Annotated in this window: 16 protein-coding genes and 1 tRNA gene; 5 read left to right on the top strand and 12 right to left on the bottom strand. The window is 69.8% G+C overall.

All coding sequences use genetic code 11. From position 1 onward, the window contains the following. Nucleotides 1-32: 32 nt before the first annotated feature. Both ACYVOM_RS02500 and ACYVOM_RS02505 read left to right on the top strand, forming a co-directional pair. Nucleotides 33-224: a hypothetical protein gene (locus ACYVOM_RS02500; RefSeq protein ID WP_460301538.1), complete on the top strand. Its 192-nt coding sequence runs from the start codon at nucleotides 33-35 to the stop codon at nucleotides 222-224. A gap of 100 nt (nucleotides 225-324) precedes the next feature. After that, nucleotides 325-1,092, top strand: a complete 768-nt coding sequence (locus tag ACYVOM_RS02505) for a VOC family protein (RefSeq protein ID WP_460301539.1) — start codon at nucleotides 325-327, stop codon at nucleotides 1,090-1,092. Between the two features lie 78 nt (nucleotides 1,093-1,170). Here ACYVOM_RS02505 and ACYVOM_RS02510 read toward each other — a convergent pair whose 3' ends face one another. The 7 genes from ACYVOM_RS02510 to ACYVOM_RS02540 form a co-directional block, all read right to left on the bottom strand. Further along, nucleotides 1,171-4,170, bottom strand: a complete 3,000-nt coding sequence (locus ACYVOM_RS02510) for a bifunctional polysaccharide deacetylase/glycosyltransferase family 2 protein (protein ID WP_460301540.1) — start codon at nucleotides 4,168-4,170, stop codon at nucleotides 1,171-1,173. A gap of 3 nt (nucleotides 4,171-4,173) precedes the next feature. Beyond that, entirely contained in the window at nucleotides 4,174-4,662 is a 489-nt protein-coding gene (locus ACYVOM_RS02515) for a hypothetical protein (protein WP_460301541.1), read from the bottom strand. 326 nt (nucleotides 4,663-4,988) lie between these two features. Continuing rightward, a complete protein-coding gene (locus ACYVOM_RS02520; protein ID WP_460301542.1) occupies nucleotides 4,989-5,774 on the bottom strand; it encodes an SDR family oxidoreductase in 786 nt (261 codons plus the stop codon). Continuing rightward, the gene (locus tag ACYVOM_RS02525; RefSeq protein WP_460301543.1) at nucleotides 5,771-7,114 is read right to left on the bottom strand and encodes a cytochrome P450; all 1,344 of its coding nucleotides are present in this window, start codon (nucleotides 7,112-7,114) and stop codon (nucleotides 5,771-5,773) included. Before ACYVOM_RS02525 ends, ACYVOM_RS02520 begins: the two co-directional genes overlap by 4 nt. A 160-nt stretch (nucleotides 7,115-7,274) precedes the next feature. After that, the gene (locus ACYVOM_RS02530; RefSeq protein WP_460301544.1) at nucleotides 7,275-8,924 is read right to left on the bottom strand and encodes an AMP-binding protein; all 1,650 of its coding nucleotides are present in this window, start codon (nucleotides 8,922-8,924) and stop codon (nucleotides 7,275-7,277) included. Nucleotides 8,925-9,033: 109 nt separating this feature from the next. Next, entirely contained in the window at nucleotides 9,034-10,215 is a 1,182-nt protein-coding gene (locus tag ACYVOM_RS02535; protein WP_460301545.1) for a winged helix-turn-helix domain-containing protein, read from the bottom strand. Nucleotides 10,216-10,511: 296 nt separating this feature from the next. Next, nucleotides 10,512-11,597 carry a hypothetical protein gene (locus tag ACYVOM_RS02540; protein ID WP_460301546.1) on the bottom strand — a complete coding sequence of 362 codons (1,086 nt, stop codon included), beginning with the start codon at nucleotides 11,595-11,597 and terminating at the stop codon, nucleotides 10,512-10,514. A 44-nt stretch (nucleotides 11,598-11,641) separates the two neighbouring features. On the opposite strand from ACYVOM_RS02540, the gene ACYVOM_RS02545 reads away from it, so the two are divergent. The 3 genes from ACYVOM_RS02545 to ACYVOM_RS02555 all read left to right on the top strand — a co-directional run bounded on the left by ACYVOM_RS02545 (nucleotide 11,642) and on the right by ACYVOM_RS02555 (nucleotide 14,989). Next, complete coding sequence (locus ACYVOM_RS02545; protein WP_460301547.1) at nucleotides 11,642-13,012, top strand: MFS transporter; 1,371 nt, start codon at nucleotides 11,642-11,644, stop codon at nucleotides 13,010-13,012. A gap of 20 nt (nucleotides 13,013-13,032) precedes the next feature. Beyond that, nucleotides 13,033-14,073 (top strand): glycoside hydrolase family protein, encoded by a 1,041-nt coding sequence (locus ACYVOM_RS02550; RefSeq protein ID WP_460301548.1) that lies wholly within the window; start codon nucleotides 13,033-13,035, stop codon nucleotides 14,071-14,073. A gap of 346 nt (nucleotides 14,074-14,419) precedes the next feature. Beyond that, complete coding sequence (locus ACYVOM_RS02555) at nucleotides 14,420-14,989, top strand: hypothetical protein (RefSeq protein WP_460301549.1); 570 nt, start codon at nucleotides 14,420-14,422, stop codon at nucleotides 14,987-14,989. Between the two features lie 417 nt (nucleotides 14,990-15,406). Here ACYVOM_RS02555 and ACYVOM_RS02560 read toward each other — a convergent pair. From ACYVOM_RS02560 to ACYVOM_RS02580, 5 genes are all read right to left on the bottom strand, one after another. After that, nucleotides 15,407-15,483: transfer RNA gene (locus ACYVOM_RS02560), tRNA-Met, on the bottom strand. Nucleotides 15,484-15,544: 61 nt separating this feature from the next. Then, nucleotides 15,545-16,309, bottom strand: coding sequence for a 3-oxoacyl-ACP reductase (locus ACYVOM_RS02565; protein WP_460301550.1), 765 nt, complete (start codon nucleotides 16,307-16,309; stop codon nucleotides 15,545-15,547). Between the two features lie 33 nt (nucleotides 16,310-16,342). After that, nucleotides 16,343-17,701, bottom strand: coding sequence for an aldehyde dehydrogenase family protein (locus ACYVOM_RS02570; RefSeq protein ID WP_460301551.1), 1,359 nt, complete (start codon nucleotides 17,699-17,701; stop codon nucleotides 16,343-16,345). Beyond that, nucleotides 17,702-19,045, bottom strand: coding sequence for a glutamine synthetase family protein (locus tag ACYVOM_RS02575; RefSeq protein ID WP_460301552.1), 1,344 nt, complete (start codon nucleotides 19,043-19,045; stop codon nucleotides 17,702-17,704). It lies immediately after the preceding gene. Continuing rightward, a complete protein-coding gene (locus ACYVOM_RS02580) occupies nucleotides 19,042-20,547 on the bottom strand; it encodes an amino acid permease (protein ID WP_460301553.1) in 1,506 nt (501 codons plus the stop codon). Before ACYVOM_RS02580 ends, ACYVOM_RS02575 begins: the two co-directional genes overlap by 4 nt. Nucleotides 20,548-20,693 lie beyond the last annotated feature (146 nt).

A 20,693-nucleotide genomic window follows, 5' to 3' on the forward strand; every position in this document is an offset into this window, starting at 1 on the left:
GTGGAAGGGACCCCGCGGGAAAGGCGGAGCACATGACACCCCGTACGAAGACCGTCCTCATCGGCGGCGCGGCCGCGATCATCGCCTGGTGGATCCTGCCCACCTGGCTGGCCGTACTGATCATCCTCGGCATCATCGCGGTGCCGGCGGTCGCCTACCTGATGCTGGACCCGTCGCAGAAGCGGAGGCTCCGCGAGCAGGGCCGCCGCCGCCTCGGCCCATAGCCCTCGCGGCAGTGATCTCCGGGTCCCCGATGGGGGACAGTCGCGGTAAAGCTTCCGACTAGCCCGGTTTCGCCGGATGGCCCCGGGCGACGATGGCTGTATGTCGCAACGTCACGGATTCGACCCGGGAACGCCCTGCTGGGTGGACGTGTCGGTGCCCGACACCGACGCCGCCGCGCGCTTCTACGACGCGCTGCTGGGCTGGCGCGCGGGGTTCGACGCCAACCCGGAGGCGCAGGGGTACGGCCAGTTCCATCTGAACGGCAAGGTCGTCGCGGGCATCGGCCCGACCATGAGCCCCGACTCGCCGCCGCACTGGACCACCTACGTGGCGACCGACGACATCGACGCCACCTCCGAGCGGGTGCGCGAGGCGGGCGGCACCGTCGTGGTGCCGCCCATGCGGGTGCTCCAGGCGGGCAGGCTCGCCGGGTACACCGATCGCGAAGGCGCCTACTTCGCGGCCTGGCAGCCGCTCGACCACAAGGGCGCCGAGATCGTCAACGAGCCCGGCGCGTGGGCGTGGAACGAGCTCAACACCCGTGATCCCGCCGCGGCCCGCGATTTCTACCCCCAGGTCTTCGGCTGGGAGCACGGCGGCGACGCCTACTACACCGAGTGGAAGACCGGCGACAAGACCATCGCCGGAATGATGCCGATGCCGCCTGATCTGCCGCCGGACGTGCCGCCGCACTGGCTCGTCTACTTCGCCGTCGACGACGTGGACGCCTCCGTCAAGCTCGCCAAGGAACTCGGGGGCGAGCAGGCCGGTCCCTTCGTCGACAGCCCCGCGGGCCGCCTGGCGACCGTCCGGGACCCGCAGGGCGCCGTCTTCGCCCTGATCTCGGGCCTCCAGGAGCACCACTGAGCAAGCACCCCTGACGGGAGCACACTGACGGGTGCTCCTGCGCCTGTCGGCCGTAGGCCGGGGGTCGCCCGCCGGGGGTCAGTGCGTGTCGGCGGTGTCGTCGTCGTGGTCGGGGGCCGGCTCAAGCTGAGCTGGCGGTTCGGGGACGGACGAGCGGGCCGCGGCCATGACGACCGAGCCCTGGCGGGGCGTGCTCACCGGACGGACGGGCTCGGCGACGACGTCCGAGACGGCAGTCTCCTCGGACTCCTCGTCAGGCCCGGTACCGGAGTCCCGGACGAAACCGGGCAGCGGCAGTGCCATCGTCGCGTCGGACAGGCGGGGCGCGGGCGGGTCCAGCGGAACCCACTCGTCCTCCTCGCCGTCCGAAACTCCCTCGCCGTCCGGCACGTCCTCGACATCGTCGGCCGCTTTCGCCTCTTCGGACTCTTCGGGCTTCTCCACCTCTTCGGGCTTCGCGGCCGAGTCCACCGGAGCGTCCTCCCACCAGGGGCGGGGGTCTGCGGGCTCCTCGTCGTCGGCGTCGTCCTCCCACCACGGACGGGCGACGGGCTCGTCGACGGCCGTCACCGTCGCGGTCGGCGCCTCTCCGATCTGCGGCTCCTCAGTGTCCGGCTCCTCAGTGTCCGACTCCTCGGTGTCCAGTTCCTCCGGAGGCTCGGCCCGGTCGACGACCGTGCGGAGCGGGAGCAACGACGTCGAGTCGAGCATCGTGCGGGTCGGGTCGCCCCCGTCCCGCGGCGCGGGCACCTCGACGGGCTCGGACTCGGCCGGCTCAGACGCGGTAGGTTCGGGCGCCACCGGCTCGGGCTCTGCCACCGGCTTGGCGAATCCGGCGGCCTCGACGAACCTCTCCGCCGTGAGCGGTTCGACGGGCGCGACGGGGCTCCCGGCGACCTTGATGGCCTGCGAGTCGGTCTTGGGCCTGCGGAACTCCGCGGGCACCGCGATCGGTCCGGTGTCGGTGACGACCATCGGCACGACCGCGCCGGGCTCGTTGAAGGTGCCCGCCCGCTCCATGGTCTGCCAGCGCAGCCGGGAGCCGAGCACCGCGGTGACCAGCGACTGGATGACGATCAGGTACATCAGCTGCCGGTAGACGATCTGCTGGAGCGGCAGCGTCCACAGCGGCGTCAGCCTCTCCTTGTCGAGGATGAGCGCGAGCGCCCCGCCGAGCAGCTGGACACCGACGAAAGCCACCCAGATCAGGGCGATCTCGCCGCGGTCGCCGAACAGCAGCGCGTGCAGCGCGAACACGTCGACGGCGGGCGCGAGCAGCGGGAAGAAGACCTGGAAGAGCACGAGGTACGACAGGCACCGCCTGCCGTTCTTCACCCGGAACCACGGCTTGTGCTTCCACATCGCCTGCATGGTGCCGTAGCACCACCGGTAGCGCTGCCGCCAGAGCTGCCCGAGTGAGCCGGGCGCCTCGGTCCAGGCGATCGCCGACTCCTCGTAGGCCACCCGGTAGCCCGCCCGGTTGATCGCCATGGTGAGGTCGGTGTCCTCGGCGAGGGTCTCCTCGCTGACGCCGCCGACCTGGTGGAGCGCGGCGGTGCGGAACGCGCCGATGGCTCCGGGGACGGTCGGCATGCAGTCGAACACGTCGAACATGCGGCGGTCGAGGTTGAAGCCGATGACGTATTCGATGTGCTGCCAGCGGCCGAGGATGCCGCGCCGGTTGGCGACCTTGGCGTTGCCGCTGACCGCGCCGACGCGCGGGTCGCGGAACGGGCGGACGATCTTGCGCAGGGTGTCGCGCTGGAAGACGGTGTCGCCGTCGACCATGACGAGGATCTCGCTGGTGGCGTGCGCGATGCCCGCGTTGAGCGCGGACGGCTTGCCGCCGTTGGCCTTGGTGATGAGCGTCAGGCCGGGTTGGGCGAGCCCGCGGACGATCTCGGCGGTCCGGTCGGTGGACCCGTCGTCCACGACGATGATGCGCAGGTCGCCGCTGAAGTCGGTGTCGCGCAGCGAGGCGATCGTCGCGGCGATCCCGACCTCTTCGTTGTAGGCCGGGACGATGACGGTGAGCGAAGGCGGATCGTCGTCTATGCCGGGCACTTTCCGGCCGCGCCGGGTGGCTCTGGCGTGCCGGACGGCGACGACCATGAGGAAGACGATGCGGATCAGGCCGAGCGCGCCGCCGACGAGGAACAGGATGCCGAGGACGTCGACGGAGAAGTGCGCCACACGCTGGCTGTTGACGATGAGCTTGCCCGCGAGCTGGCTGCGCACTGACGCGGTCACCTCCGCGCGGGGCAGCTCCAGCGCCTCGGCGAGGGTGGTGAAGCGGTAGCCCTTGGCCTGGAGGAGCGGGATGAACTCCCTCAGCGCCTGCACGGTCTGCGACCGGTCGCCGCCGGAGTCGTGCAGCATGATGATGGCGCCTTCGCCGGAGTCGGTGTTCTCCAGCGCCTCCGCCACCATGAACGGCACTCCGGGGCGTTCCCAGTCCTTGGTGTCGCGGTCGGTGTAGACGACGATGTAGCCCTGTTCACCGGCGATCCGGGTGGCCCGCCACTGCCCTTCGGTCGCGCCGGCCGTGCTGCCCGAGTAGGGCATGCGCATGAGCCGCGTCTTCACCCCGATGGTGCCGGCCAGCGCGCGCTGGGTGAGGCTCAGCTCTAGCTTGATCCGCCATTCGGGGGACGTGGCGAGGTCGACGTGCGAGTAGGTGTGGTTGCCGATCTCGTGGCCCTCGTCCAGGACCCGGCGGGCCAACTCCGGATACCGGGCGACATGGCCGCCGATCATGAAGAAGCTCGCCTTGGCGTCGTACTCGGCGAGGACGTCGAGGATCTGCGGAGTCCACTTCGGGTCGGGGCCGTCGTCGAACGTCAGGGCGATGGTCTTGTCGGGCATCCGGGCGGACTGGACCGCGCCCTGGCCCGTGTCGACGACCGCGCCGGCCTCGGTGAGCTGGGCCGGGCCGTCGAGGCCGCCGCCCGCGGTCTCGACGTTCTTGGTCTCGCCGACGACGCCCTGCACGAACCCGTCGAGGAGCAGGAGGACGGCGAGGAGGAGGGAGCCGAGCCCGATCAGGAACCAGTGGGCTCGGGGATCGCGTTGCTTCATCCGTCAGCCGCCCGCCGGGACTTCTTCCACCGGGTCGGTGGTCTCCTCCGGTTCGGGCGCCGGCTCCGGCTCGACGGTCGGCTCGGCTTCGGGCTCCGGCTCCGCGGTCGGGTCGTCCGACTCGGTGGCGGCGGGCCGCGGGCTGACCGGCGTGCTCGGCTCCTCCTCGTCGTCGGAGGTCGCGGACGGTTCGTCGGCGGGGTGCGTGCCGGCGGGCTGCACGGGCGCGGGGTTCTGCCGCCCGCCGTCCGGCTGCGCCTTGCGCGCGTCCTGGCTCGGCGAGACCTGCTTCGGAGCCTTGCCCGTCGGGCTCTCGCTCGGTTCGTCGGGGAGCACCCAGGTCGTGATGGGCACGTCGGATCCCACGGCGACGCTCACCGCGAGAACGGCGACGTAGCCGCACACCAGGACGCTCAGGACGATGCCCCCGACGCGCAGCAGGCGCCGCCGTCTGCCGCTGCCGTCCACGAAAACCGGCCGATCTTCACTCACGTTGCGAGTTTAGGACGAATCCCTACCCGAGCAGGCTTCGATATCGGTATGAAAGGCGTGTTACCGACTGGGACGATCTTGACTTCGGGAACAATTCGTTAACACCGGCCTGCACACCGATACCACAGAGCCCACAGAACAGACGTCAGCGCGGGAAACCGCCTCCGCCGCACCGGTGATCACCAGCCGGTCCTGCCGAAAATTAAGCTGTGGTAACGATCCTGATGGATCAAAGCGACCTGTCCGATTCCGGGCCTGCTCCGCGGGAACCATCACGCACAGAACAGGACCCGGAACGCAGACGGGACTGAACAGGCGGAACCGGGTCAGGACCGGATTCGCGCGTCGTAGCCCTTGCGGGCCGACTCGTCGAAGTCCAGGAAGATGCTGTCGAGCCCGAGCCTGGCGTTCAGCTTGTCCTGGACGCCCTGCGGCAGCAGGCTCGCCAGCTTGAGCTGGGCCCCGAACTTCGCCGGCACGGTGACCCGCGGCCGCGGCTTGGCGACGATCTTCAGCACGGCCGCCGCGATGTCCTCCGGCTCGGCGTTCTTCTGCCCCTTCGGGCTGCGCGTCCCCGCGATCAGATCGGTGTTGGTGAAGGTCGGCAGCACCGCGCTGACGTGCACGCCGTGCCTGGCGACCTCCTGGCGGGCCGCCTCGGTGAACATGACGACGGCGCCCTTGCTGCCGTTGTACAGGGCGAGGCCCGGCGTCGGGAGGATGCCCGCGATGGAACCGACGTTGATCACGTGGCCGCGGCCCTGGGCGACGAACTTCTTCAGCGCCAGCTTCGTGCCGAGCATGACGCCGTGCACGTTGATGTCGATGCAGCGGCGGGCGTCGGCGTCGGACTCGTCGAGGATCGAGCCGATCGGCATGATGCCCGCGTTGTTCACCAGGACGTCGTAGTCCCCGGCCTCGGCGAGGAACGCCTCGAAGGACGCCCGGTCGGTGACGTCCAGGCGCACCCCCTTCAGGCCGTTCTCCTCGGCGGCCTTGGCGACCGCCTCCTCGTCGATGTCGCCGATGACGACGGTGGCGCCCTTGGCCTTGAACGCCTTGGCGGTGGCGAGTCCGATGCCGCGCGCGGCCCCGGTGATGGCGACGATCACTGCACACGCTCCAGATTCACGGGGAGACCGTCCTTGGGGACGGGGAGGGTCGTCATGTCGAGCGGCCACGTGTAGCCGTCCGGCACGGTCCAGGAGTATCCGAGCAGCACCTGGTGGAGGATGGACTTGACCTGCATCCCGGCGAAGTGCAGCCCGATGCACTTGTGCACGCCGCCGCCGAACGGGTACCAGGCGTACTGGTGCACCTTGTCCTCGCGGCGCTCGGGCGCGAACCGCTCGGGGTCGAACTTCTCCGCGTCGGGCCAGTAGTCCTCGATGTAGTGGTTGGTGAAGGTCGCGAGGTTCACCATCGTCCCCTTCGGGATGTGGAACCCGAGGACCGAGGTGTCCTTGACGGCGACGCGGGGCAGGCCGGGCACCGGGGAGCAGAGCCGCAGCGCCTCCTTCATCACCAGGTCGAGGTCGGTGAGCGCGTCGAGGTCGCCGAACTCCAGCCGGTCCTTGCCCAGGGCGCGCGACTGCGCCCGGCAGCGCTCCTGCCACTCGGGGTGCTTGGCCAGGTAGTAGGCCATCGACGTCATGGTGATGGTCGTGGTGTCGTGCGCGGCCATCAGCGCGAAGATCATGTGGTTGACGACGTCGGTGTCGGTGAAGCGGTGGCCGTCGTCGGTCTCGGCCTGGCAGAGGGCCGCGAAGAGGTCGTCGCCGCCTTCGGCGCGCTTGGCGGCGATGTTCTTGTAAAAGAAGCCTTCCAGCTTCTTGCGCGCCTTGAGGCCGCGGCTCCAGCGCAGCCCGGGCACGGGGAAGCGGACGATCGACAGGCCGGCCCGGACCGAGTCGACGAACGCGGTGTTCACCTCGTCGCGCTCGGCGGGGTCGAGCTGGAGGCCGACGAAGACCTCGAGGGCCAGGTCGAGCGTCAGCTTCTTCATGCTCGGCAGGACCTCGAACGGTCCGGGCCGCCAGCCCTCGATGCCGCGCGCGACCTCGGGGGCCATCATGTCGAGGTAGGTGACGAGCCTGTCCCGGGTGAAGGCCTGCTGCATGATCCTGCGGTGGTGCAGGTGCTCCTCGAAGTCGAGCAGCATGATCCCGCGCTCGAAGAACGGGCCGATGAAGAAGCCCCAGGCCGGACCGTTGGCGAAGGCCTTGTCCTTGTTGGCCAGGATCTCGCGGGCGGCGTCGGGGCCCTGGAGGGTCACGACGCGGCGGCCGAGGAAGTTGTTCCAGGAGACGTCGCCGAACTTGGCCCGGCGGTCCCTGGCGAACCCGATGGGGTCGCGCATCTGCTGGAGGATGAATCCGAGGTAGGGCAGCCCCGGCTCTCCCGGAACGGGCTTGAGATCCGTGCCCTCCGGAGCGGGTGCGAGCAAGGCCATGGTCTTTCTTACCCTCCTGCCGACGTACGCCGTACGAGGTAAGTCTCGACTTACAGCGTACGTCCGGTCAAGTACCGGCAGAGGCCCTCTTGCCCACTGTAGGCCGCACGAAGAAGGGGCGCCCGGCTGTTCTCCGCCGGACGCCCCCGCTCACGCGCGATCAGGCCAGGACGCGGATGCCGTCCAGAGTGCCCGCCTGGAGGCGCTCGTACATGTAGCGCCGGCGGGGCTTGCCCGAGGAGGTGCGCTCGATCAGGCCGCGCGGACCGGTGACGATGGTCAGCTCGGCGTCGTCGAGGCGGCGGGAGAGGAACCGGCGGGCCGCGGCCGTCCAGTCTCCCTCGTCGGCCTCGACGAACAGGGCGACGCCGCGGCTGCCGACGCCCGGCACGGCCACCACGGTGATCCGGCCCTTGTGCAGGCCGGTCAGCTCCGCGAGCTTGGCCTCCAGGTCCTCCACGTAGACCGAGCGTCCGCGCACCTTGAGGCTGTCGCCCATGCGGCCGAGCACGAACAGCTGGCCCTTGTAGACGAAGCCCGCGTCGCCCGTCCAGACCTCGCCGTCGATGAAGCGGGTCGACTTGCCTTCGGCTCCCGCGTAGTAGCCGTCGCACGCCGACGCGCCGCCCGCGACGATCTCGCCGAGGTGCCCCTCGGGCAGCGGCGTGCCCTGCTCGTCGCAGATCCGGACGGGCAGCGCCGGGTCCGGCGCGCCGCAGCCGACCATCCAGCCCGACACGTACTCGACGGCCTCCGCGCCGATCCGGTGCTCGGCGTCGATCCTGACCTCCTCGCCGAAGTTCAGCGAGTCGGGGTCGGGGCGGATCGCCAGCGGGGAGGCGCTGCCGTCGAACATGGTGACGCACAGGGTGGTCTCGGCCATGCCGTAGGCGGGGCGGAAGACCGTCGGCCTGAAGCCGGTGTCCTTCAGCAGCTCGGCGAACGCCGCGAGGCCGGAAGGGTCGACGGGCTCGGCCCCGACGATCACGCTCTTCCAGCCGGAGAGGTCGAGCCCTTCGAGCTGGTCCTTCTTCAGACGCCGGGCCATGTAGGTGAAGGCGAACGGCGGGCAGCCGGCGAACTGGGCCCGGCTGAACCGCTCAAGCCAGCGCTTCGGATCGCGGATCCACTGGTCGGGGCGCATCAGGTGCAGCGTCCCCTGCCGGGTGACCGGGGTGAGGAACGCGCCGATGAGGCCCATGTCGTGGTAGAGCGGAAGCCAGGAGTTGACCTCGTCGCCGTCCTCGAACTCGGCGAACCGGGCGATGAGGTCGGTGTTGGCCTCCAGGTTCTCCCAGGTGACGCGCACGCCGCGCGGCTCGCCGCTGGACCCGGAGGTGAACTGCAGCAGCGCCAGCTCCGAGGCGGGCTTCAACTCGGCCTCGGTGTCGGCCTCGCGCGGCCGCCACGGCTCGCCGTCGATCCCGGCACGTTCCATGCACTGCTTCGTCAGCGGCGCGAGGTCGGCGGAGGCGATGGTGAGCTTCGGCTTGGCCTGGCGCAGGATCGCCGCGACGTGGTCGACGTACTCCTCGCCGGTCTGGAACAGCGGCGGCGTGATGAGGCACATGACCGCGCCGGACGCCCAGACCCCGAAATAGGTGGAGATGAGCGTGTAGTCCGTTGGGATGATGGCGCACACGACGTCGCCCGTCCCGACGCCCTCGGCCTCCAGCGCCGCGGCGATCCGCTTCGCGGACGAGGCGATCTCCGGGTAGGCGCGGTAGTCCCATCCGCCCTCCTCGGTCGCCAGGTAGACACCGCGATCGGGGTGCGGCTGGTCCAGCCAGTTCCGGAGCCACGAGCTCATCGAAGGGTCCTTCCGATGCAAGGAACGCAGTGGTTGCAGGGCATATCCGCGGGAGCTCCCGCGTACTTACCGGACCGTAGGGTAACGATGCGATGGCTCCGGATGTTACTCACCGGTGAGGTAGATCGACAGGGGTTGCTTCGTCCGCTTTTGACAACCTGTTCAGCAACGGCCGGTACTCCTGCGGCACCACCTGTTCGACCCGGACCGCGTCGCAGCCGACCCACGCCGCGGCCTCGGTGAGGGCGCGCATGGCGGGCTCGGCGTGGCGTGGGTGCTCCAGTGAGATCCGCTTGGCCACGAGGGTCCCGCCCTCCCTCGCGGGATCCACCCTGCCCACGAGTTCGCCGCCCGTCAGCAGCGGCATCGCGAAGTAGCCGTGCACCCTGTCCTTCTTCGGGGTGTAGGCCTCCAAGCGGTGCGCGAAGCCGAAGATCCGCTCGGTGCGCGGCCTGTCCCACACCAGGGAGTCGAACGGGGACAGCAGCGTGGTGCGGTGCCTGCCGCGCGGCTCCGCCGCCAGCGCGGCGGGATCCGCGTAGGCGAGGTCCTTCCAGCCCTCCACCCGGACCGGGACGAGGCCCGAGGCCTCCAGCACGCCGCGCACCTCGGCGGCGCGCAGCCTGTGGTAGTCGGCGAGGTCCTTGACGGTGGCCACGCCCATCGCCCGGCCGGCCAGGCGCACCAGCTCCGTCAAGCACGTCGCGTCGTCCGGCTCGGCCTCCCGCAGCTCCGCCGGGACGACCCGGGAAGCCAGGTCGTAGACGCGCCGCCAGCCCCGCCGCTCCACGCAGGCCACCTCGCCGATGTCCAGCAGCCACTCGACCGCGACCTTCGACTCCGACCAGTCCCACCAGGGGCCGCCGTTCTTCGCGCCGCCGAAGTCGCCCGACGTCATCGGACCCTCGCCCTGCAGCCTCGCCAGCAGCCTGCGCGCCGCGCCGTCCAGATCGTCGATCTTGTGCCAGCGGTGGCCGCGCGCGACGAACGCGCGGCGCCGGAAGGAGAACAGCGGCCACAGCTCCATCGGGATCACGCAGGCGGCGTGCGACCAGTACTCGAACGCCGACCCGTCCCAGTAGGCCGCCTCGACCTGGGCCCGGCCCACCGGACCGAGCCTCGCGTACGGGATCAGCTCGTGCGAGCGCGCGAGCACCGAGATCGTGTCGAGCTGCACCGCCCCCAGCGACCGCAGCACGCCGGGCACCCCGGCCCGCCGATCGGGCGCCCCCATCAGCCCCTGCGCGCGCAGGGCGATCCTCCGCGCCTGGCCCGCCGACATCGTCTCCATGCCCCGACCCTAGAAGGCGGCACCGACAGAAACCCGGTGACCAGCGCGAAAACCCCGCCCTCACGCGGGTTCTGGCGTCGGCTCGGGCTCCGGCGTCGGCGGCACGGGCTGCGGCGCAGGCGGTGGCGTCGGGATCGGCGGCCCGGGCGGCCGCGGCGGCCGCACCGGCATCGGCGGCGGCAGCGGCGTCGGCTCGGGCTCCGGCACCGGCCCCGGCGAGATCGGCGGAACAGTCATGCCCCACCCCTTCCCACCAAGGGAAACCCCGGGACAAACCCGCGGTAAAACCACTTCCCCTACTGCACGCTTATGTGCACGTGGTCGAAGTGGTTCTGGGTGATGGAGCCGCGATCGCCCATGAGACGCCAGCACTTGCAGACGCTGGGGTTCCAGATGTGCTGGCGCCAGATGACGTACTTGACGCCGAGGCGCTGCCAGTTGGAGATCGCGTAGTTGGCGGTGCGGTCGCCGACGGCCATCCATGCGTTCGTCGGCATGCGGCCGCCGGAACTGAGCATGTAGTCGGTGGCCTGGCCCTGGCCGTGGTCCTGCGGGTCGCCCGGCCGCATGCAGCCGATCACCGGGAACGGGCCGAACATGGCGTCCAGCTCGTTGCGGACCGCCTGCATGTGCGGCGTGCAGCCGGCCGTCCCGGTGAGCGGGGAGCGCGCGGTGCCGGCGACCTGGACCGAGCCGGCCACCTGGCGCGGCAGGACGGTGACCTTCACGCCCTTCGGCAGCACGGTCTTCAGCTTCTTGCCGAGCTTCTTCAGATCGGTCGTGGGCGCGCTCACGACCATGGCGTTGCCCGTCGCGAGGCCGAGCCGCTTCGCCTGGTCCCGCGAGACGATCGCCTGCACGCCCGGCACCCCGATGGGCGCGACCCCGCCGATCCGGGCGCTGGCCCCCAGTCCCGTCGCCCCCGCCTTGACGACCGTGCCGAGCTCCGGACCGGTGAAGGAGATGACGACGTCGCCGCCCGCCACGTTGCGCCACAGGCCGTCGAGCTTCGCCGACTCCTTGGGCGCGAGGTTGCGGAACGACGAAGGGTCGACGCCGAGCAGCCCGACCTGCTTGCCCGCCACCTGGGTGCGCGCCCCGTCGACGACCTCGGCGACCTTGACGCCCTTCACCTTCAGCACCTTCGCCGCGGAGTCCGCCGGCAGCGGCTCGGTTCCGGCGATCAGCAGGTGAGGGGTGTACCGCTTCTTCAGCGGGGCGACCGTGATGGTCTCGGCCTGTTCCGGGACGTGCGCGACCTCGTCGGAGACCTCGAGGTCGACGTACTGCGCCTGGTTCCACTCCCCCGCGATGACCGCCACGTCGATCGAGAGCGTGAGGAGGGCGGCGACGCCGATCGCCGCCGGAACCGACACCCGCACTTGGCCGTCCTTCCTCCGGAGTTCCCGCTCGGTAACCTACACGCGTGAACGGCGTGCGACTCGACTCGGCCACCGGGCGGTCCATCATCCTCGCCACCGTGCTGGGCAGCGGTGTCGCCTTCCTCGACGGCACGGTGGTCAACGTCGCGCTGCCGTCGATCGGCCGTGAGCTGGGCGGCGGCCTGACCACCCTCCAATGGGTGCTCGACGGCTACCTCCTGACGCTGGGCTCGCTCCTCCTGCTCGGCGGAGCCCTGGGCGACAGGTACGGGCATCGGAAGGTCTTCGCGATCGGGCTCGTCGCCTTCACCGTCGCGTCCTGCGTGTGCGGTCTCGCCTGGGACGCGCCCTCCCTGGTCGTCGCCCGGATGTTCCAGGGCGTCGGCGGCGCGCTGATGGTGCCGGGCAGCCTCGCCATCATCGAGGCGACCTTCCACCCTGACGACAAGGGCCGCGCGATCGGCCGCTGGGCAGGGCTCGCGGGGGTCTCCACCGCGCTCGGCCCGTTCGTCGGAGGCTGGCTCGTCGACGCCGCCTCGTGGCGGTTCGTCTTCTTCGTCAATGTGCCGATCGCGGCCGTGGCGTTCGCCGTGACGGTCCTGAAGGTGCCCGAGACCGTCACCCTCGACCGGCGCCTGGACTATCCGGGGGCGATCGCGGTCACCGTCGGGTTGGGCGGCTCGATCTACGCGCTCATCGAAGGGCCCGGACGGGGCTGGCATCCCCTCACCATCGTGGCCGGGATCTGCGGAGTGGCCGCCCTCGCCGCGTTCGCGCTCATCGAGCGCCGGCATCCCGACCCGCTCCTGCCGCCAAGGCTGCTGCGGTCCCGTGTGTTCGTGAGCGTCAATCTGACGACCCTCGCCATGTACGCGGCCCTGTCGGGTGGGCTGTTCATGCTGACCCTGCAACTCCAGGAGACGATGGGGTACTCGGCCCTCCGCGCGGGCCTGGCCACGCTGCCGCTCACCGCGGTGATGCTCCTGCTCTCCGGACAGATGGGGGCGCTCTCCCAGAAGACGGGCCCGCGCCCTCTCCTGACGGCCGGGCCCATCATCGCCGGGGCGGGAATGGCGCTGCTGACCTTCGCGCGGCCCGGGACGTCGTTCGTCGCGGGGGTCCTGCCGGGGATGCTGGTGTTCGCGCTCGGCATGTCCGTGACCGTCGCGCCGCTGACGGCGACCGTCATGGGGTCCGTGGAGCCCGCGTACGCGGGGGTCGCCTCCGGGACGAACAACGCGGTCTCCCGGATCGGGGGGCTGCTCGCGGTGGCCGTCCTCCCGCTCGTCTCCGGCGCCGACACGTCCCTCTCCGAGGGGTATCCGACGGCGATGCTCGTCGCGGCGGCCGTGTGCGTCTTGGGCGGATTGGTCTCTTGGTTCGGGATTGACAGGAGAGCAGACGGATCACCCTGATCCGTGAGAGAGTGCGTGCCGTGACCCCCCCGAGGAACCGCCGGGCTTTCGAGGCAGTGGCCGTCGGTCTGTGCACCGCGTCACTGGTCGGGCTCGCCGGATACGCCTACTTCGATTCCCAGGCCCCCGAGGCCGACGTCGCAGCCGAGGCGGCCCCGTCCGTCCCCGCGGGCCGGGAGTCGGTGCCGGTGCAGCAGCCCAAGCAGGCGGCGGCTCCCGCGGCGGCCGACCCGACCATGGCGGCCGGCCTCGGCATCGAGGTGCCGGTGCCCGTCGCGAAGTCGGCGGCGGCCACCCCGTCGCAGGACGCGAAGGCCGGGAAGTCCTGCTTCAAGGGCGTCGCGACGTGGGCGGTCGCGAACTCGTCGAAGTCGATGAAGAAGTCGAAGGCCTGCTGGTTCTACACGTGGGGCGCCGACCGGGCCGGGGTGAAGGCCCCCGCGGGTGTCGAATTCGTCCCGATGATCCACCGGGCGGACACGATCGGCGACGTCGCCAAGGCCAAGAAGGCCAAGAGCAAGTACCTGCTCGGCTTCAACGAGCCGGACCTCGGCGCCCAGGCCAACATGCCCGTCGCGCAGGCCCTCGACCTGTGGCCGCGGCTGGTCTCGACCGGCAAGAAGCTCGGCAGCCCTGCCGTCGCGACGGGCGGCGCCACTCCCGGCGGCTGGCTCGACCAGTTCATGAAGGGCGCGAAGTCCCGCGGCATGCCCGTCCACTTCGTCACCCTGCACTGGTACGGCGCCGACTTCCGCGCCCAGCCCGCCGCCACCCAGCTCCGCGACTATCTCCGCGCCGTCCACAAGCGCTACGACAAGCCCATCTGGCTGACCGAGTTCGCCCTCACCGACTTCACCCAGGGCACCCCGCGCTACCCGACCCTCAAGCAGCAGGCCGCCTTCCTCAAGGCCGCCACCAAGATGCTCGCCAAAGAGAAGTACATCAAGCGCTACGCCTGGTTCGCCATGCCCACCACCCAGTCCGGCACCGGCCTCTTCTACCCCAACGGCACCCCCACCCCCGCCGGCACCGCCTTCTCCACCCGCCCCACGTACAAGTAGCGATATAACCAGCCTTAACCCCGGTAGCCCCAGTAGCATCCCATAGGCCGGAATCGCTTCATACCGTTACTGATCAACTCCGCATTGCACACACACCCGCTGCTGTGTATCGTTAGCTTGACGGCGTGGTTGCAAAAGAGATCGAGAAACTACTCGTCGAACTGCGGAGCCTGGGATGCACGGTCGTCATGTGCGGACCTCGCGCACACTGCTACGCGAAGGTCCTCTGCGACGGGGGCTGCTGCGCCCCGATCCCCATCTACGGGACACCGCGCGTTCCTGAGCATGAGCGTCAGAGGGTGCTCAAGAAGATTTCGCGCTGTCCGACGATCACCGAGGGTGAGGCATGAAGCAGATGGCCACGTACTGGTTCACGGTGCGAGTCGCGGGGTTCTCCGAGGACATCTGCGACGTCGCGGACCGTCTCTACGAGGAGATGCTGAAGGGTGACGGCGTCGACGGGACTCTGTCGGGGGACGAGCGGGGCGGCGAAATCGACTTCTCCCGGGAGGCCGAAGACGCCGTCATCGCGGTCGTGTCGGCGATCGAGCAGGTGGAGGCGGCGGGGCTGCGCGCCCTCGGGGTCTCCGAGGATCTCGTGACCGCCGAGAACATCGCCGAGCAGGCGAAGGTCACCCTCGGCGCGGTCTCGCACTGGGTGTCGGGTGTGCGCGGCGGCGGAGGTTTCCCGGCCCCCGTCATCGAGCGGCGCAGGGGCAGCCTTTGGTCCTGGGCGGAAGTGTCCCAGTGGATCGCCGCCCGGAACCTCGGCCAGGTCGATGAGGCCGCCGTTGAGGTCGCGCACGTCGCGAAGTTCCTCAACGCTCTCATCACCGCCCACCACGAACGCGACCAGGCCGTCCCCCCGCACCGCTTCGCCCGAGTCCGCCCCTTCGTGGACCGCCTCATCGCCTAGAGCCCCAATGCCCGGCCCTCCCACCTGATCACGGGGCCGGGCTTTCAAAAGCGCGGCGAAGGCGGGCGGACGGCTTGGACACCTGAGGAAGTGCCGGCGGCCACGGGGCGCGGCTTCTTCCAAGCGCGGCGAAGCGAACAGGTGGGCGGCTCAAGGCCCTGAAAGGTGCCGCCGATCATGAGCCGGGCCTTTCACAGCGCACCGAAGACAGGCGGCCGCCCGGGCGGCTTAGGCTCTCGAAAAGGTGCCGCCGCTCACAAAACCCGAGTATCAAAACCCAGGGGGATTTTCCCTGAGGTGGACGGGGGCGTGGGGGGCGGAGCCCACCACATCGGGGGTCTGGGGGTCGCCCCCAGAAAGACCAAAGGGCCGGTGCGCGAAGCAGCGAAGCTGCGAGCACACCGACCCTCGGACCTTTGGTAGCGGGGACAGGATTTGAACCTGCGACCTCTGGGTTATGAGCCCAGCGAGCTACCGAGCTGCTCCACCCCGCGTCGTTGTGTTTTAAGACTATGGGGTGGGCGTGACTTGCGCAAACTGGTTTGGAGCGGGGGGTTACAGCGGGGTGACGTAGGCGCCGGAGATGCCGCCGTCGACGAGGAATTCGGCGGCGGTGATGAAGCTGGAGTCGTCGGAGGCGAGGAAGGCGGCGGCCGCGGCGATCTCTTCGGGTTCGGCGAAGCGGCCGACGGGGATGTGGACGAGCCGGCGGGCGGCCCGTTCGGGGTCCTTGGCGAAGAGTTCCTGCAGGAGCGGGGTGTTGACGGGGCCGGGGCTGAGGGCGTTGACGCGGATGCCTTCGCGGGCGAACTGGACGCCGAGTTCGCGGGACATGGCCAGGACGCCGCCTTTGGAGGCCGTGTAGGAGATCTGGCTGGTCGCGGCGCCCATGCGGGCGACGAACGACGCGGTGTTGATGATCGAGCCCTTGCCGCCCGCCTGCATGTGCGGGATCGCGTACTTGCAGCACAGGTACACGCTCGTCAGGTTGACTTCCTGGACGCGCCGCCACGCGTCGATGCCCGTGTCGAGGATGGAGTCGTCGTCGGGCGGGGAGATTCCCGCGTTGTTGAAGGCGATGTCGAGACGTCCGTAGGTGTCCCGGGCTGTCTGGAAGAGGTCGCGGACGTCGTCTTCGCTGGTGACGTCGGTCCGCACGAAGAGTCCGTCGACTTCGGCGGCGGCGTTCTTGCCGCCCGCCTCGTCGAGGTCGGCGACGACGACGCGGGCGCCTTCGGCGGCGAAGCGGCGGGCGGTGGCGAGGCCGATGCCTGAGGCGGCGCCGGTGATGACGGCGACGCGGTCTGCGAGACGCTGCATGTGAACGGGTGCTCCTCGAATGGTGCGGGTGGCTCAGTACTCGGTGGAGAGGAAGACGTTCTTGGTCTCGGTGAAGGCGTCGAGGGCGTCGGGGCCGAGTTCCCTGCCGAGTCCGGACTGCTTGTACCCGCCGAACGGCGTCCAGTAGCGGACCGACGAGTGGGAGTTCACCGACAGGTTCCCCGCTTCGATGGCGCGTGCGGTGCGCAGGGCCCTGCCGACGTCGCGGGTCCAGATGGAGCCGGACAGCCCGTAGGCGGTGTCGTTGGCGATGGCGATCGCGTCGGCTTCGTCGGTGAACGGCGCGACGGTGACGACGGGCCCGAACACCTCCTCGTGCCAGGCGGGGAAGCCCTGGACGTCGGGGGGCGTGAGGACGGTCGGCGCGAACCAGTATCCGGGCCCTTCTGGCACGTTCCCGCGGAAGGCGACGGGCGCGTCCGCGGGCACGTACGAGCGGACTCTCTCCAGGTGGGCAGCGCTGATGAGCGGCCCGACCTCGGTCTTCTCCTGTTCCGGATCTCCGACGACGACGCCCGCGACGGCGGCTTCGAGCAGTTCCATGAACCTGTCGTAGACGTCGCGCTGCACGAGGATGCGGGAGCGGGCGCAGCAGTCCTGTCCGGCGTTCTCGAAGACCGCGTAAGGCGCGGTCGCCGCCGCGCGCTCAAGGTCGGCGTCGGCGTAGACGATGTTGGCGCTTTTGCCGCCGAGTTCCAGCGTGAGCCGTTTGACGTCGGGGGCGCAGGCCGCCATCAGCTCCTTGCCGACCCGCGTCGATCCCGTGAAGACGATCTTGCGCACGTCGGGGTGGTCGGCGAGCCGCCGCCCGGCGACGGGCCCCTCCCCCGGGACGACCTGGAGCACCCCTTCGGGAAGTCCGGCGTCCTGGGCGAGTTCCGCGATCCGCAGGGCGGTGAGCGGCGTCCATTCGGCGGGTTTGACGATGACGGTGTTGCCCGCCGCGAGCGCCGGCGCGACGCCCCAGCCGAGGATCGGCATGGGGAAGTTCCACGGGACGATCACCCCGACGACCCCGAGCGGCTCCTTGAAGGTGAGGTCCACGCCTCCCGGGACGGGGATCTGAAGCCCCGTCAGCCTTTCTGGCGCCGCCGAATAGTAGAAGAGCGTGTCCCGTAGGTTCCCCGCTTCCCAGCGCGCTTGCCCGATCGGGTGGCCCGCCTGGCGGACCTCCAGGAGGGCGAGTTCCTCGGCGTGGAGGTCGATCTTCTCGGCGAACGCGCGCAGCAGCCGCGCGCGGTCGCCGGGCGCCACCGCGCGCCACGCCGGGAACGCCGCGCGGGCCCGTGCGACGGCCTGGTCGACGTCCTCGGTCGAGGCGGCGGGGACTGTGGCGACGACCTGTTCGGTCGCCGGGTTGAGCACCTGCATCTACAGCCTTTCGAAGCCCCTGAACAGTTCCCAGTCGGTGATGGCCCGGTCGTAGGCGTCGAGTTCCACGCGCGCGTAGTTCGCGTAGTGCTCGACGACCTCGCGGCCGAACATCCCGGTGGTGAGCGGGCTGGCGGTCCAGTCCGCGGCGGCGTCCCGGAGCGTCCGGACGACGGTCGGGGCGTCACTGGCATAGGCGTTCCCCTGGAAGGGCTCTTCCAAGTCCAGTTCCTCGTCGATGCCGTGCAGGCCTGCCGCGATGAGGGCGGCGACGGCGAGGTAGGGGTTCACGTCACCGCCCGGCACCCGGTTCTCCACCCGCAGCGACGGCCCCGCCCCGACGAGGCGGAGCGCGCACGTCCGATTGTCGAGCCCCCACTTGACGGCGGTCGGCGCGAAGGAACCGGGTTGGAAGCGCTTGTAGGAGTTGATGTTCGGCGCGTACAGGAGGGTGAGGTCTCTAAGGCAGGCGAGTTGTCCGGCGATGAACCTCTCCCCTATCTCCGACAGTCCGTGCGGCCCGTCCCCGGCCATGATCGGGATGTCGTACTCGTCGCGCAAGGAGATGTGGATGTGGCAGGAGTTGCCCTCACGGTCGTTCGGTTTGGCCATGAACGTCAGGGACATCCCCTCCTGGGCGGCGATCTCCTTCGCGCCGGTCTTGTAAAGGGTGTGGTTGTCGCAGGTCTCCAGCGCCTCGGCGTACCGGAAGGCGATCTCGTGCTGGCCGAGGTTGCACTCGCCCTTGGCGGACTCGACGTACATGCCCGCGCCCGTCATCTCGTTGCGGATGCGGCGCAGCAGGGGCTCCACGGCGGCCCCGCCCAGCAGCGAGTAGTCCACGTTGTACCGGCTCGCCGGGGTGAGGTCGCGGTATCCGCGCTGCCACGCGGACTCGTAGGTGTCGGCGTAGACGATGAACTCCAGCTCGGTGCCGACGAAGGCCCGCCAGCCCCGCGCCGCCAGCCTGTCGAGCTGGCGGCGCAGGATCTGGCGGGGCGAGGCGACGACTTCGCTTCCGTCCTCCCAGCACAGGTCGGCCCGCACGAGGGCAGTGCCCTCGTGCCACGGCACGATGCGCAGGGTCGATAGGTCGGGCTTCAGTACGAAGTCGCCGTAACCGCGCTCCCACGACGACATGGCGTACCCGTCGACGGTGTTCATCTCGACGTCCACGGCCAGGAGGTAGTTGCAGCCCTCCGAGCCGTGCCCTGCCACTTCCTCCAGGAAGTAGCGCGCTGACAGCCGCTTGCCTTGCAGACGGCCCTGCATGTCGGTGAACGCGATGACGACGGTGTCGACCCGCCCGGTGTCGGCGGCGACGCGCAGCTCTTCCAGTGTCAAACCGACCTCAGATCCTCTTCGATCGCGGCGAGCTCTTCGGCGGTGCCCTGCACCTTCGGCCCGGTGAACCACTTGCGCGCCGACACGAACCACCACAGCGCCGCCCCGCCGAGGACGACGGCGAACGCCAGGGGCGCGTAGTTGAAGGTGTCGACGGTGATCGGGCTGGCGGGCGGCAGCATGAACAGAATCGCGATGAAGGCTACCCAGACGACGGCGACCGTACCCACGGGCCGGCTCCACTTCCCGAGTGTCCAGGGACCCGCCTCGAAGGCGTCGCCCTGGCGCAGCCGCAGGAACGTCGGGATGACGTAGGCGATGTAGAGCCCGATGACGGCGATGGACGTCACCGCGAAGTAGGCGGTGAGGTTCCACAGCGCCGGAAGGGTGAGCACGAACGCGCCTCCGGCGGCGAGCCAGATGGCGTTGGTCGGTGTCCGCGTCCGGTGGTTGATCTTGTGCCAGAAGGACGAGAAGGGCAGCGCCCCGTCCCGGGAGAACGCGTAGACCATGCGGGAGTTCGCCGTCACCGAGGCCATGCCGCAGAAGAACTGGGCCCCGAAGCAGACGAGGATGAGGAACTTGCCGATCCCCTCGCCGGTCGCCTCCAGGAAGATCGCGGTGGGTCCGCCCGCGACGGCGTCAGCGTAGTCCTGGATGGCGAAGGTGACGCCCAGGAGCAGAATCCAGCCCGCGACGACCGAGACGAGCACCGAGTTGACGATGCCCTTAGGGCCGGAGCGGGCGGCGTCGACGGTCTCCTCGGTCATGTGGGCCGAGGCGTCGTAGCCGGTGAGGGTGTACTGCGAGAGCAGCAGGCCGATGAGGGCCGCGTACGCGCCGTACTGCCAGCCGGTCTCGTTGGAGAACTCGGTGAAGACGAACGAGAACGACTGGTGCTCGGCCGGCTTGAACACCAGCACCGCGACGACGATCGCGACACCCGCCACGTGCCACCAGACGCTCACGTTGTTCAGCAGCGCGACGAGCGTCACGCCGAACTGGTTGACGGTCGCGTGGATGAGCAGCAGGATCCCGAACAGCAGGAAGGTGTGGCCGAGCGAGACCTCGAACCCGAACTGGAGGTCCAGCAGCGCGTTGAGGAACCCTGCCGACCCGTAGGTGATGCCCGCAGTGACGGCCACCTGCCCGATGAAGTTGAACCAGCCGGTGAACCAGCTCCACGCGGCCTTGTTGCGCTTGGCGAGCTTGGCCGACCAGTAGTAGAGGCCGCCCGCGGTCGGGTAGCTGGAGCAGACCTCGGCCATCGCGAGCGCGACGAGCAGGGTCATGCCGCCGACGAACAGCCAGCCCCAGGTGATGACGACGGGGCCGCCGCCTTTGAGGCCGATCGTGTACGACGTCAGGCAGCCGGTGAGGACGGAGATGATGGTGAAGGAGACGGCGAAGTTGGAGAATCCGGACATGGACCGGCTGAGTTCCTGGGCGTAGCCCAGTTCGTGCAGCCTCTTCTCGTCATCGGACAGGGGCGTCTTACTCATGGACGACCTCCGCGGCTGGGGGGACCGCTCCCTGAAAGGGTCTGATGCCAGACCATTAATGATCGGCGGGGTGCGTCCGTCAAGGCCTGAAACCGGGAAGTAACGTGGGACGTCCAGATTTGCCCCTTCTGAGGCTGGAGGCCGTG

The organism is Actinocorallia aurea (assembly GCF_054783995.1).